This window comes from Flavobacteriales bacterium, from assembly GCA_019694795.1.
Taxonomy (GTDB): domain Bacteria; phylum Bacteroidota; class Bacteroidia; order Flavobacteriales_D; family UBA2798; genus UBA2798.
This window is the reverse complement of record JAIBBF010000011.1, coordinates 44,910-59,172: the sequence shown is the minus strand read 5'-3', so window position 1 is coordinate 59,172 and position 14,263 is coordinate 44,910. Positions and strand designations below refer to the sequence as shown.

Below are 14,263 nucleotides of genomic sequence, written 5' to 3'. Positions count from 1 at the left end.
TTTTATAAAAACAGGTGATACCGAATCACCAGGTACTCGCAGAGAAATCCGAGGAGAGCGCCGGAATATATTTCGGAGGGACGATGCGCGCCTAAGCTTAATCGTGCTGTTCCTACAAATCCTGCAGCAATAATTAAAAGGCAGGTGATGAACAGATCGCCGAGTATTATATCTGAGGTGGAGAGTCCGATGTAAATTCCGCACAATCCCGCTATGCCGGCCATGTGTGCGCTGATTTGAAAACGCGGATTAATTACCAAAATAATCAGCAACATTGCAATGGATCCCAACACCACGCTGAGCATGGGACCGGGAATATTGGGAATTTTTCGCAATAGGTAATAGAGAAGAATATAATAAAAAATAGTAATCGCATAAGGAGCGGTTCTGTCTTTTTGCAGCGGCAGCGTAATGTGCGATACCATTTTATTTCTCACCAAAATAAAAGTGCTTAATCCCGGCATCACAATGGTGAGAATAAAAACAAAGAGATATAAAATGTTTTTTGCTTCATCGGAGGTGTTATTGCTGAGGTAGGAATCTGAAGTAAAAATCAGAAACAATGCAATAATCGGCATAAACACCGGATGAAATAAAATAGAAATGGCAAGAGCGTAGGGGCGCGACATGGTTATAGTTCTTTCCTTAGTCGTGCAACGGGAATATTCAATTGCTCTCTGTATTTAGCCACTGTTCTGCGTGCAATGTTGTATCCTTTTTCTTTGAGTAAGGCCGCCAGTTCATCGTCGGTAAGTGGTTTTCTTTTGTTTTCTCCACCGATGCTTTCTTCCAGAATTTTTTTCACTTCACGGGTCGAAACCTCTTCACCGGAATCGGTGCTCAGGGATTCGCTGAAGAATGTTTTTAAAAGAAAAGTACCAAAATGCGTTTGCACATATTTACTGTTGGCCACACGTGATACCGTAGAAATATCCATGCCCACCATATCGGCAATGTCTTTCAGAATCATGGGACGCAATTGTGTTTCGTCGCCACTCAGAAAATATTCTTTCTGGTATTCCATAATGGCATTCATGACCATTAACAGGGTTTGCTGGCGTTGACGAATCGCATCGATAAACCATTTGGCGGCGTCGATGCGTTGGCGTACAAATTGAACGGCGTCTTTATTCTTTTTATCGTTTTTATTTTCGGCATAGGCACGCAGCATTTCTTCGTAATCTTTCGATATGCGAAGTTGCGGAGCATTGCGCGAGTTTAATGTCAGTTCAAGTTTTCCGTTTTCTTCATTCAAAAGAAAATCGGGAATGATGGCTTGTACATTTCCTTTTGAAGAATCTTTGGCGGAATTTCCAGGTTTCGGATTCAGGTGAATGATTTCATCAATGGCGGCTTTCAGTTGTTCGTCATCGAGATTCAGTTTTTTCTGAATCTTATCGTAATGCTTGCGCGTAAATTCATCGAAACATTCGTGTAAAATATCAATGGCATTTTCAACGGCGAGACTGTCGATTTCCTTTCTGTGCAATTGCAACAATAAACATTCCTGCAATGTGCGTGCTCCAATACCCGGAGGATCTAATTCCTGAATTACGGCTAATATTTTTTCTACTTCTTCTTGTGTGGAGGAAATATTTAAGGAAAAGGCTAAATCATCCACAATGTTTTCGGTTTCGCGACGCAAATAACCGGAGTCGTCGAGATTACCAATAATATAAGTCGCAATTTGTTTTTGCTTTTCGTTAAGCAGACGCAAGCTTACCTGGCTGATCAATACTTCCTGAAAGGAATCTCCGGATGAAATGGGCATGAACTTATCGTCATCGTCATCCGCACCGCGATTGTTGGCCTGTGTTTTATACGAGGGCATATCGTCGTCGAGATAATCGTTGATGTCGAAATCATTTCTGCTTTCATCATCATCACCGTATTCATCGTTTTCAGAAAAATCATCATCACGCTCCTTCTCATCATCCGATGCCCCTTCTTCCAGAGCGGGATTGATTTCGACTTCTTCCTTAATCCGTTGCTCCAGCTCAGCGGTTGGTACCTGCAACAATTTCATGAGCTGAATCTGTTGCGGAGATAGCTTTTGTAGGAGTTTTTGTTGTAAGGACTGCTTGAGCATGATGTAAATATAATGAATTCATCCCATAAGAAAGATGAAAATCATCAGTAGAAAATTTAAGATTAAAACTCGCAGTTCTTGGGTGTACGGGGAAAAGGTATTACATCGCGAATATTCGTCATTCCCGTTACAAACAATACCAAACGTTCAAATCCCAATCCAAATCCTGCATGCGGAACAGTTCCGAACCGGCGGGTATCGAGGTACCAATACATTTCTTCGGTGGGAATATGCATTTCTTTCATGCGTTCTTCCAGTATAGAAAGACGCTCTTCACGTTGTGATCCACCAACAATTTCTCCAATACCCGGGAATAAAATATCCATGGCACGAACCGTTTTTCCATCCTCATTCATGCGCATATAAAAGGCCTTGATGTGTTTGGGATAATCGGTGAGTATAACCGGTTTTTTAAAATGTTTTTCTACCAGGTAACGTTCGTGTTCACTCTGCAAATCGGTTCCCCATCCGCTTACGGGATACTGGAATTTTTTCTTTTTGTTATTCGGACTATCCATCAAAATCTGAATCGCCTCGGTGTAGGTGAGTCGTTCGAAATTGTTTTCGAGACAGAAATTCAGTTTTTGTACCAGGTCCATTTCCGAACGTTCGTTCTGTGGTTTTTGTTTTTCTTCTTCCAGCAAACGCGTACGCAAAAACTCAAGGTCTTCGGCACAATGTTCCATCGCATAGCGAATCACATATTTCAGCAGGTCTTCTGCTAAGTCCATGTTATCGTTTAAATCATTGAATGCAACTTCAGGTTCAATCATCCAGAATTCGGCGAGGTGACGCGTGGTGTTGGAATTTTCTGCACGGAAGGTGGGTCCGAAGGTATACACCTCACTTAAAGCCATGGCCCCGAGTTCAGCTTCGAGTTGACCCGATACTGTGAGGTTGGCTTGTCGACCGAAAAAATCCTGCGTAAAATCGATATCACCGTTTTCGGTGAGTGGCGGATTTTTTGGATCCAGGGTAGAAATACGAAACATTTCTCCGGCACCTTCTGCATCGGAAGCTGTTATCACCGGAGTGTGCAAATAGACAAATCCTTTATCATTAAAAAATTTGTGAATGGCGAATGCTAAAGCGTGACGAACACGGAATACTGCACTAAAGGTATTGGTGCGAAAACGCAGGTGTGCAATTTCACGGAGAAATTCGAGCGAATGTTTTTTAGGTTGAAGCGGAAATTTTTCTGCATCACTATCACCAAGAATTTCAAAAGAAGAAACTTTTAATTCTACTTTTTGACCCTTACCCTGTGAAGCAATCAACATCCCTTTAACCGAAACAGCAGCACCGGTGGTTAACCGCTTTAATTCCGACTCCGGAGTATTTTCAAAATCAATAACGGCTTGAATATTATTCAAGGTAGAACCATCATTAAGCGATAAAAACTGATTGTTACGGAAGGTTTTAACCCATCCCTTAGCAACAACTTCCTGATTGCCCGGCTCCATTTGAAGCAGGTCCTTGATTTTGGTTCTTTTCACGGTTGAATGTATTTGGACTGCAAAAAAACGAAAATTCTCCCTCAGGCTTTTCTACTTGTTTTGTAAAAATGTGCCGGAACCTTAAAATATTGCCCCGACTTCTTCGTCTAAAGAATATACTGTAAAATTCATATATATTAAAACGTTGATAAACAGGATTTTGTAGGAAACCGAAAAAACACTGGAAACATTTACACATAAAATTTGTTTCTTATGTTTCTGTGTTTATACATTTGTGGCCGGAATAAAAAACAGAACAGAGATGATGGAAAAAATGGACAAAGAAATGCTTGAACAGGTTCTGCGCATTTTTATGCGTTATGGAATTAAGAGCATGACAATGGACGATGTTTCGCGCGAATTGAAGATTTCGAAAAAGACGCTTTATAAGTATGTTACCGATAAAGCAGATCTCGTTACGAAAGTCCTGCAATTTGAGTGCGACTCGGATCATGAAATGGTGGAAAAATTTGCTGCTGAAAGTGATTCTGCCATTGAGGAGTTATTGCGCATTACACATCACATTGGTGAAAAGGTGAGTGCCGTGCATCCTTCTATTCACTTCGATCTTGAAAAATATTATCCGGAGGCATGGGAAGTGTTCAGCAATTACAAAAAGAACACCGCATACCGCACCGTACTGGCAAATCTCAAACGAGGAATTCGGGAGGGATATTACCGGAAAGACCTCAATCCGGAAATCATGACCCGCATTCATATTTCAAGAATTGATATTGTATTCGACGGTGAATTATTCCCTCCTTCTTTATTTCACTTTGGTGATGTGTTTCGCGAAATGATGACCTATCATATTCACGGAATTGCCAATGAAAAAGGAATTGAATTATTAAAACAGAAACTCAAAAACGACCAAATCATAAAGCTCTCCCACTAATGAAACCCAGCAAATTTATTCTGACCCTGAGTTGTGTATTTGCATTGTCGGCATACGGACAACAAAGCATGACTTTAAAAGATGCGCTCGATTACGGAATGAAAAACAATTATTCTGTAAAGATGAGTCAGGCCGACATGGAAAAATCGGAAAAGAAAGTTCGCGAAGTTCTTGCCATCGGATTACCGCAAATCAATGCGAGTGGTCAGTTCATGAATTACCTGAATCTTCCTACAACGGTTGTCCCCGCCAATGCATTCAATCCCTCAGCACCTGCCGATCAGTTAATCGGATTAAAATTCGGTACAGATTATAATGTCACCGGATCTGTAACAGCATCGCAATTGCTTTTCGACGGTTCTTATTTAGTGGGATTACAAGCCACCAAGAATCTGGCCAATCTTTCTCGTTTAAATGTGGAGCGCACACAACGTGAAGCACAGGCAGAAATTTCAAAAGCCTATTACACGGCTGTTGTAGCAGATGAAAATGTAAAGACATTAGAAAATACAGTTGCGCTGATGGAAAAATTGCTGAATGAAACCAAAGCAGTTTTTCAGAACGGTTTAACTGAATCGCAAGATGTGGATCAGATTCAACTTACGGTTACCAATCTTAAAAATGCATTATCGCGCGCCAAATTGATGAAGGATGCATCCATCATGAGTTTGAAGTTGCAAATGGGGATGCCTTTAGAACAGGAATTGGTTATTGGAGAGAACACCGACGCAATCATCGGTTCGGTGGGATTAGAGCAGATTTCATTAGAAGGATTTGATCCGTCGGGAAATGTCGATTATCAAATGCTGGCCACCCAGGTGAAGTTGAACGAACTCAATATGCAAAATGAAAAAATGAAGTATTATCCTTCATTAAATGCATTTTTTACACACCAGTACCAGGCTTTCCGTAACGACTTCGATTTTTTCAAGGATAAACCATGGTATCCAGCCACTTTTTGGGGTGTTCAAATGCAGATTCCCATTTTCAGCTCCGGAATGCGCAATGCTAAAGTTGCACAGACCCGTATTGAAATGGAAAAATCGGAAATCAATTTGCAGGAAATCGATCAGGCATTAAAAATACAATCCTACCTCGCAAGAACAGAATATGTAACATCATTAGATGCATTTAAATTACAGAAAGAATCACTTGCGCTTGCAGAAAGCATTCAGAATAAAACGCTGATAAAATATAAGCAGGGACTTGCATCAAGTATGGAGCTAACCACTGCTCAAAACCAATACCTCACTCAGCAGGCAAATTATATTTCGGCGCTGTTTAATTTATTAAGCGCAAAAGTTGGTCTCGATAAGATCAACTCTAAAACACAACCAAGCACGACCAAATAACCAACCCATAACCAGAAGAAAAATGAAACGCATTTTTATTGCAGCCCTAATTGCAACAACAGCATTGCAGTCCTGCGGCACAAAAGAAGAAAAACAAGAAGGAGATAAGAAAGATAGTCTTGCAAATAATCTCCCGATTGTTACCACCGAAACCGCTGCGCACGGCGATTTTCAGCATTACATCGAAATTCAAGGTACTGTACAGGCCGATAAAATTGCCAACGTTACTGCAGAAACCGGCGGACTCATCCGTCAGATTGTAGTAGAAAAGGGACAGAAAGTTGGTGCCGGTCAAACTTTAGTCATTCTCGACTCCGATGTGATTTCAAAAAACATCGAAGAAGTAAAGAAAAGTTTAGAGCTCGCCAATTTTGTTTTTGAAAAGCAGAAAAATCTGCATGATCAAAACATTGGTTCCGAGTTGCAATACCAACAAGCGAAAAACAATAAAGAACGTTTGGAGCAAACCTTACAAACACTGGAAGCACAACGTAGCATGAGTGTTATTACGGCTCCATTTGACGGAGTTGTGGATGATATTTTTCCGAAAGTTGGAGAAATGGCTGCTCCCGGCATGGCGGTTATTCGTTTAATTAATTTGAACAAGGTTCACATCGAAGCGGATGTAATGGAATCCTATTTGAAATCGGTCAGTAAAAATAAATTGGTGGACGTTTACATTCGTTCTATCGACACCGTAATAAAAAATGCACCCATTGTTCGTACCGGTAAATTCATTAATCCCAGCAACCGTACGTTTAAAATTCAGGTTGACGTAGATAACAACAATGAAATGTTGTTGCCGAATATGGTCACTGTTTTACGTATTAAACACGAAGTGATCGACAGTGTTATTACAGTTCCTACAGGGTCTGTGTTGCAATCGTCGGCCGGTGTTAACTATGTTTATGTAGTACGCAATGAGGACAAGAAAAACATCGTAAAAAAGGTAGATGTTGAAACAGGTCCATCCGATGATTTCAGAACGGTTATTTATCCCTTAGAAACAGCCCGTGATCGTGTTGCGGATGGTGATAAAGTGGTGGTAGAAGGAGCACGCGGTGTGAAGCAGGGAATGGAAGTAAAAATTAAAAAATAATTGGTCCAAAAAAACTAGAATATGTCAAGCCAACAACCAGAAGAAAAGGAGAGATTTCTCCTCAAGAGTTTCGGCATTACCAATTGGGCCATTGATAATGTAAAAACTGTATTACTCATTACGGTAATGATTGTTTTTGCAGGATTAAGCGCTTATGTGGGTATGCCTAAAGAAGCATTTCCGGAAATGAATATTCCAACAATTTATGTTGGAGTAGCTTATCCGGGTGCGGGACCGAAAGTGATTGAAGATAAAATCACCCGTAAAATTGAAAAGGAATTAAATACCATTACGGGTGTAGATAAAATTAAATCAACCTGTATTTTCGGTTATTCAACAACCATTGTAGAATTCAATTTTGATGTTACTCCGGAACAGGGATTACGCAAAGTAAAAGACGCTGTAGATAAAGCACGTGGTGATAAGGATTTTCCAACTGATCTACCTGCTGAACCGAATGTGTTTGAAATGAATTTTTCTGAATTCCCGATTATGAATATCAACTTGTCCGGAAATTATTCGGTGGATGAGTTGAATGAAATTGGCGAATACCTCGAAGAAGAAATTGAAAAAATCGATGAGATTTCTAAAGTTGAAATCCGTGGTGTTCAGAAAAAGGAAGTACGTGTAGAGATCGATAAATATGAAGCAGAATCGCGAATGGTGAGCTTCGGCGATATTGAACAAGCCATTTCATCCGAGAACATGACGATGTCGGCCGGTGAAGTAAAAATGGGTGGAGTTGCACGAAATGTACGTATTGAAGGTGAATTCGGAAACCTTGAACAAATTCGCAACATCATTGTAAAACGCGATCACTTTAATATTATCCGTTTGCGCGATGTAGCGAAAGTAAGTTTCGGCGATGAGGACACCAGTTCCTATGCACGTCAGAACCGTCAACCGGTGGTTATGCTTGACGTGATTAAACGTTCGGGAACCAATTTGCTTGATGCGAGTGATAAAATTTTCAGAACAGTGAGTGATGCAAAAGCATTGGGACGAATTCCTTCGGATGTATCCATTACTTATACGAATGATCAGAGTTTTAAAACGCGGGATCAGGTTTCGAATCTGGAGAACAGTATTATTTTCGGAGTAATTCTGGTGGTGCTGGTTCTTCAATTGTTCCTTGGTTTGCGCTCTGCGATATTTGTGGGTGTTGCTATTCCTTTATCCATGTTTTTATCCTTCCTGATTTTAAGTGTAATGGGAATTACACTCAACATCATGGTTTTGTTTTCACTGGTATTGGCATTGGGAATGCTGGTGGATAACGGTATTGTTGTAATCGAAAATATTTATCGTCTCTCCGGAGAGGGCTATAAAATGTACGATGCTGTGAAATATGGTGTCGGTGAGATTGCTTTGCCGATTATTTCTTCTACGGCAACAACTGTAGCAGCATTCATTCCATTGGCAATGTGGCCCGGACTCATGGGAGAATTTATGCAGTACCTGCCCATCACATTAATGATTGTATTAAGTTCTTCATTGTTTGTTGCATTAGTCGTGAATCCTGCGCTTGCTATTATGTTGATGAAGACAGAAGAAACTCGTCCGAATTTCACCAAGCAAATGCGCAATGTGGCCATCACTTTTGGTTTGGGACTTCTGTTGGCAATAGCAGGAAAACTTACACTCGGTAATTTATTATTCACCTATGCGGTGATGGTATTGCTGAATCATTTCTTGTTGGATCCCGCAACGGATTTAATGCAGAATAAATTATTACCTGCCCTGGAGCGTTTTTATAAAAACTTCCTTTTGATGGCACTTGTTAAACGTCCACGCTTGATTTTCTTTAGCACCGTAGCGATGTTGTTTGTGTCGTTCTTTATGGTTGGATTATTTACACCTAAAGTGTTATTCTTCCCCGAAAACGAACCCGCCTATGTAAATGTGTTTATTGAAATGCCGGTGGGAACAGATATTTCTCGCACCAATGAAATTACACTACAAGCGGAAGCAATTCTCGATTCTACTTTGTCGAAGTATAAAGATGTATACATGGTTTCCGATAAACAATTGGGAGACACTGTGGTGAAGGATACCTTCCGTTTAGTTTCATCTATGATTGCACAAGTTGGTGAGGGGACTTCCGATCCTATGGAGGGTCCTGCCATGGGGAATACACCTAATAAGGCAAGGATTACCATTTCATTTGCAGAAGCGCCTTATAGAAAAGGACATAAAACGTCCGACATTATGAAGGAAATGGATAAAGCCCTTGATGGAAGATTTCCGGCTGATGTACGTATTGTAGTAGGTAAAGATGCGGCGGGTCCACCACAACAACCACCAATCAATATTGAGCTAGTAGGTGATGATTACGATTCATTGATTGTTGAAGCAGAAAAAATGAAAGATTTTCTTGCTGGTCAAAAAGTTGAAGGTGTCGATGAGTTAAAACTTGATGTTGAAACCGGTAAACCTGAATTGCCAATTGAAGTGGATCGTGAAATTGCGCGAAGAATGGATTTAAGTACTGCACAAATTGCCATGGCCATTCGTACTGCACTTTTTGGTAAGGATATTTCCACCTATAAAATTGGTGATGAAGATTATGATATCAATCTTCGTTACAACGATGCAGAACGTCACCATCTCGATGCATTACTTGATCAGAAAATTACATTCAGGGATATGTTGAGTGGACAACTTGTTCAAATTCCTATCCGTACCGTAATTAAAGATCCGGTTAAAAAATCGAGTTACTCTTCGGTAAAACATAAAAACCTCGATAAGGTTGTTACGGTTTTCTCGAATGTTTCGGAAGGCTTTAATCCGAATGAAGTGGTAAATAATCTGAAAGAAAAACTAAAAGGGTATAAAGTCGGAAATAATGTTAGCTGGAAATTTACCGGTCAGCAAGAAGATCAGGCAAAAGAAATGGCCTTCTTGTCGAATGCACTTTTAATTGCAGTGTTCCTGGTGTTCCTCATTATTGTGGCGCAATTTAACTCCATCAGTTCCCCGGCGATTATCATGACCTCCGTAATTCTGAGTTTAATTGGAGTACTTCTTGGTCTGGTGATTTTCCAAATGGATTTCGTAATTATTATGACCATGATTGGTATTATTTCGCTTGCAGGGGTAGTAGTAAACAATGCGATTGTGTTAATCGATTACACCGTGTTGTTAATTAACCGCCGGAGAGAAGAGTTGAAAACGCCGGAAGATGAAAATCTGCCAATGGATGAAGTCATCAAAGCCATTGCCGAAGCAGGAGGAACAAGGTTGCGTCCTGTATTATTAACTGCCATTACCACCTTATTGGGATTAATTCCTCTGGCGATGGGAATCAATATCAATTTCGTTACGCTGTATTCAGAATACAACCCGCAATTCTTTATTGGCGGCGATAATGTGATGTTCTTTGGTCCTTTAAGCTGGACCGTAATTTTCGGTCTTTCTTTTGCTACGTTCTTAACGCTTGTAATTGTTCCTATTGTCTTCTTGCTTTTCTACCGCACCAAGGTGAAAATTTACAAGAGAACAAAATGGAAATTATTGAAAACCTATTGATGGAAGGCTTTCGTTTGGTTTAGGGGAAGTCCCTGTTGTATAATGCAGCAGGGACTTTTCTTTTGAGTAGGGAATAGTGTATCTTTGTACTATGAATGTAAGCACCAAAACAGATATTCGATCTCTTTCGTTCGAAGAGTTAAAATCCCGTTTCGAAGCAATGGGTGAGAAATCGTTTCGTGCGAAGCAGGTGTATGAATGGTTGTGGAAAAAAGCTACACATGATTTCGATTCCATGACCAATCTTTCGAAAGAGTTACGGGAGAAATTAAAAGCGGAATTCGAAATCAGAAATATTTCGCTGGCCGACCGACAAGTGAGTTCCGACAAAACGATAAAATGTGCTTTCACCTTATATGATGGCAATGTGGTAGAAGGGGTTTTAATTCCAACTACAAATCGTATGACGGCGTGTATCTCTTCGCAAGTGGGTTGTTCCTTAACCTGTGCATTCTGCGCCACCGGAAAATTAAAGCGCATGCGTAATCTGGATGCCTCCGAAATCTTCGACCAGGTGGTTACATTACGTCATGAAGCAGAAAATACCTATGGAATTCCTTTGTCCAATATCGTTTACATGGGCATGGGAGAACCCTTGTTGAATTATAAAAACACACTGCAGTCGGTCGAATTTATTTGTTCGCCGGAAGGACTCGGAATGTCGCCCCAGCGCATTACAGTTTCTACGGCGGGAATTGCAAAAATGATCATGAAGCTGGCAGATGACGGGGTAAAGTTTAATCTTGCTTTATCGCTGCATGCTGCCAATGATGAAAAGCGGAATAAGATCATGCCCATTAATGAGCAGAATTCGCTTGAATCATTAGCAGAGGCCTTGACGTATTTTTATTCTAAAACGGGAACCAGGGTCACGTTCGAATACATCATTTTTAAAAATTTTAATGACGAGATACAGGACGCCCGCGAACTGGCAGAATTTTGTAAACATGTTCCCTGTAAGGTAAACATCATTGAATATAATCCCATCGACGATGGCGAATACCAACAGGCGGATGCAAGTAAAGTGGATGCTTTTGCGCGTTACCTGGAATCGAAAAACATCATAGTAAATGTACGCCGCTCCCGCGGAAAAGATATTGATGCGGCTTGCGGACAATTAGCCAATAAAAACAAAGCTGCCCTCAAGTGATGAAAGGCATTTACATAGCATCATTCTTTTTTTTATACAGCCTTATTTCTATTGCCCAGATTCAACCTTCCGTGAATTGGGGTTCCGATTACAAATTTGAAAAACGTACCCGCATTGCAGGGATGTTAAGCGATTCCCTTTCGGTGTTTGTATACAAAGAGAACACCTCCAAAAAGCAAGGCGTACCCGATTTAATTATCGAACGTTTTTCGCAGAGCAACATGAATCTGAATCACCGGATGGAAATTTTTGAATGGAAAATGAAAGCTGTTTCTTCATCTGGTGTTTTGTTTTCTGATTTAATGGTGATTGATAATCGTCTCTGGATTTTTTTTGAGGGATACATTAAGCTAGGCAGAAACGGAAGATTGTATGCGGCAGAAATTTTTATGGAGAAAGATTCGGTAGGGGAATTGAAGTTGATTGATGAACTGGACATGAATCGTGGTGGTGAATTTACGTTGGTTGAGTCGTATAACGGAAAATCATTGCTGGTTTTACATAATCATCCCTTCGAAAAATATGCCAATGAAAAATTTTCTTACAAAGTTCTGAATCCTTCCATGGATTTAATTTGGAGCCGCGAGTTGGAGCTTCCGTATAAGGAAAGAAGTTTTAAGGTGAGTCACCATCTGATTGATCAGAATGGAAATGTACATATGATCACGGCGTTGAACTATGAACGGAATAAAGGTGAAAACAACTCGAATTCATTTGTAAATCATTCGTACAACCTGCTTTCATTTTATCCCAACGAAAACCGACTCAAGGAATTCGAAATATCACTCGGTGAAAAATATATTTCTGCTCTTACGTTTGATATGGGTCCGGATGGTAGTTTGGTTATTGCCGGATTTTACAGCAACTCCGCCAGTTATTCCATTGCAGGAACGTTTTATTTGCGCATGGATCCTATCACCCGCAAGGTGGTGCAATCGAATCTTAAACCTTTCGAAAAAAGTTTTATGATGGAATTTATTCCGGAAAAGAAAATAAAAAAAGGAAAGGAATTGTCAGATTTTTATTTCGATCATCTTATTGTTCAGCAAGACGGCAGCGCAATTCTGGTTGCTGAACAGTATTACATGCAAATCAGTTATAATTATAACGATCCTTACATGTACGGAGGGTTTTACGGTCCTACTTACGGACCATGGGGTTATTCTCCTTACAATCGTTCCAATTATAATTATCAGTATTATTATAACGACATCATCATTGTTCGTGTGAGTAAGGATGGTGAAATTGAATGGGCGAGAAAAATACCGAAACGTCAGATGTCGTCGAACGATGGCGGGTATTATTCTTCTTATGCCATTGCCTCCAATGAACGTGGAGTTTATCTTTTGTTTAACGATAATCCGCGCAATACGCCAGCCCTTCGGAAAAGCGGGGAGGAGCCGTATATCATGACGCGCCCTTCTAAAAGCGTTGCTGTTTTTGTTGCGCTTAGTAATGATGGTCAGGTGCACTATGCTCCTTTATTTGCGCAGAAAGATGTACAAATGGTGCTGCGTCCCAAGCTTCATTTCCAGAGCTCTCCGGATCACCTGGTGATTTTTAGTCAGAAAGGTTCCATGTATAAATTCGGAAGCATTACCATACCGAAATAAAGGCTTGAACAGGAATTTTCATTTTTTGCAAATCCGATGATTCCCCTTCGTATATTCGTGTCCCGATGATGAGTATTAAAGACATACAGGCACCGATTGCTGCTGAGATGGATGAGTTTGAAATCCGTTTCAGGGAAGCCATGAAAAGCCGTACGGTTCTACTCGATAAAATCACGCACTACATTGTTCGCCGCAAAGGGAAACAGATGCGGCCGATGTTTGTTTTTCTTTCCGCAAAAGCTTGTGGCGGAATGAAAGATCCGGCTTATACAGCCGCTTCGTTAATTGAACTTTTGCATACGGCTACATTGGTGCACGATGATGTGGTGGACGATTCGAATGAACGTCGCGGTTTCTTTTCGCTGAATGCTTTATGGAAAAATAAAATCGCCGTTTTAGTGGGCGACTATTTATTATCGAAAGGATTGTTGTTATCGATTGATCAGGGGCAGTTTCGTTTGCTGCAACTTGTTTCGGATGCCGTTCGTGAAATGAGTGAGGGCGAATTGCTGCAAATTGAGAAAGCAAGAAAACTGAATATTACCGAAGATATTTATTACGAAATCATTCGCCAGAAAACCGCCAGTCTGGTTGCCGCCTGTTGTGCCTGCGGAGCCGCCGCTTCGGGTGCGGATGAGTCTACCGTGGCATTGATGAAACAATTTGGTGAAGACGTAGGAATGGCTTTTCAGATTAAGGATGATATTTTTGATTTTGGTAGTGGAGATAATATCGGTAAACCAACCGGAATCGATATCAAAGAAAAGAAAATGACGCTTCCTCTGATCTATGCTTTAAACAATGCCGAAAAATCGCAACGTCGTGATATGATAAACATTGTAAAAAACCACAATGAAAATCCACGTAAAGTTGCTGAGGTGATCGATTTTGTTTTGCAGAGCAAAGGCGTGCAATATGCAACACAACGCATGAATGAGTACAAGGACAAAGCCCTGAATGCATTAAACACTCTCCCCGATTCTGAATCGAGAAGAGCATTAGAGGGTTTGGTTTTATATACGGTTAACCGCGAAAAATAAG

The 14,263-nt window shown here is 40.5% G+C and carries 10 protein-coding genes; 7 read left to right on the top strand and 3 right to left on the bottom strand.

Annotated features, from left to right (window positions below):
- Positions 1-2: 2 nt before the first annotated feature.
- The 3 genes from K1X56_05675 to asnS all read right to left on the bottom strand — a co-directional run bounded on the left by K1X56_05675 (position 3) and on the right by asnS (position 3,585).
- On the bottom strand, positions 3-629 hold the full coding sequence (locus K1X56_05675; GenBank protein MBX7094191.1) for a hypothetical protein: 627 nt from the start codon (positions 627-629) through the stop codon (positions 3-5).
- A 2-nt stretch (positions 630-631) separates the two neighbouring features.
- On the bottom strand, positions 632-2,089 hold the full coding sequence (gene rpoN / locus K1X56_05670; GenBank protein MBX7094190.1) for an RNA polymerase factor sigma-54: 1,458 nt from the start codon (positions 2,087-2,089) through the stop codon (positions 632-634).
- Between the two features lie 62 nt (positions 2,090-2,151).
- A complete protein-coding gene (gene asnS / locus K1X56_05665) occupies positions 2,152-3,585 on the bottom strand; it encodes an asparagine--tRNA ligase (protein MBX7094189.1) in 1,434 nt (477 codons plus the stop codon).
- A gap of 235 nt (positions 3,586-3,820) precedes the next feature.
- On the opposite strand from asnS, the gene K1X56_05660 reads away from it, so the two are divergent.
- The 7 genes from K1X56_05660 (at position 3,821) to K1X56_05630 (ending at position 14,262) form a co-directional block, all read left to right on the top strand.
- Entirely contained in the window at positions 3,821-4,480 is a 660-nt protein-coding gene (locus tag K1X56_05660; GenBank protein ID MBX7094188.1) for a TetR/AcrR family transcriptional regulator, read from the top strand.
- Positions 4,480-5,832 carry a TolC family protein gene (locus K1X56_05655; protein ID MBX7094187.1) on the top strand — a complete coding sequence of 451 codons (1,353 nt, stop codon included), beginning with the start codon at positions 4,480-4,482 and terminating at the stop codon, positions 5,830-5,832. Before K1X56_05660 ends, K1X56_05655 begins: the two co-directional genes overlap by 1 nt.
- A gap of 22 nt (positions 5,833-5,854) precedes the next feature.
- Positions 5,855-6,931, top strand: coding sequence for an efflux RND transporter periplasmic adaptor subunit (locus K1X56_05650; protein MBX7094186.1), 1,077 nt, complete (start codon positions 5,855-5,857; stop codon positions 6,929-6,931).
- A gap of 21 nt (positions 6,932-6,952) precedes the next feature.
- Entirely contained in the window at positions 6,953-10,459 is a 3,507-nt protein-coding gene (locus tag K1X56_05645) for an efflux RND transporter permease subunit (protein MBX7094185.1), read from the top strand.
- Positions 10,460-10,550: 91 nt separating this feature from the next.
- A complete protein-coding gene (gene rlmN, locus K1X56_05640) occupies positions 10,551-11,609 on the top strand; it encodes a 23S rRNA (adenine(2503)-C(2))-methyltransferase RlmN (GenBank protein ID MBX7094184.1) in 1,059 nt (352 codons plus the stop codon).
- The gene (locus K1X56_05635; GenBank protein MBX7094183.1) at positions 11,609-13,222 is read left to right on the top strand and encodes a hypothetical protein; all 1,614 of its coding nucleotides are present in this window, start codon (positions 11,609-11,611) and stop codon (positions 13,220-13,222) included. Before rlmN ends, K1X56_05635 begins: the two co-directional genes overlap by 1 nt.
- A gap of 65 nt (positions 13,223-13,287) precedes the next feature.
- Complete coding sequence (locus K1X56_05630) at positions 13,288-14,262, top strand: polyprenyl synthetase family protein (GenBank protein MBX7094182.1); 975 nt, start codon at positions 13,288-13,290, stop codon at positions 14,260-14,262.
- The last annotated feature ends 1 nt before the right edge of the window (position 14,263 follow it).

Bases quoted from the DNA above. Each gene is read 5' to 3' on its own strand.
- K1X56_05675 (MBX7094191.1), bottom strand. From the start codon at position 629: ATGTCGCGCCCCTACGCTCTTGCCATTTCTATTTTATTTCATCCGGTG.
- rpoN (MBX7094190.1), bottom strand. From the start codon at position 2,089: ATGCTCAAGCAGTCCTTACAACAAAAACTCCTACAAAAGCTATCTCCG.
- K1X56_05655 (MBX7094187.1), top strand. From the start codon at position 4,480: ATGAAACCCAGCAAATTTATTCTGACCCTGAGTTGTGTATTTGCATTG.
- K1X56_05650 (MBX7094186.1), top strand. From the start codon at position 5,855: ATGAAACGCATTTTTATTGCAGCCCTAATTGCAACAACAGCATTGCAG.
- K1X56_05645 (MBX7094185.1), top strand. From the start codon at position 6,953: ATGTCAAGCCAACAACCAGAAGAAAAGGAGAGATTTCTCCTCAAGAGT.
- rlmN (MBX7094184.1), top strand. From the start codon at position 10,551: ATGAATGTAAGCACCAAAACAGATATTCGATCTCTTTCGTTCGAAGAG.
- K1X56_05635 (MBX7094183.1), top strand. From the start codon at position 11,609: ATGAAAGGCATTTACATAGCATCATTCTTTTTTTTATACAGCCTTATT.
- K1X56_05630 (MBX7094182.1), top strand. From the start codon at position 13,288: ATGATGAGTATTAAAGACATACAGGCACCGATTGCTGCTGAGATGGAT.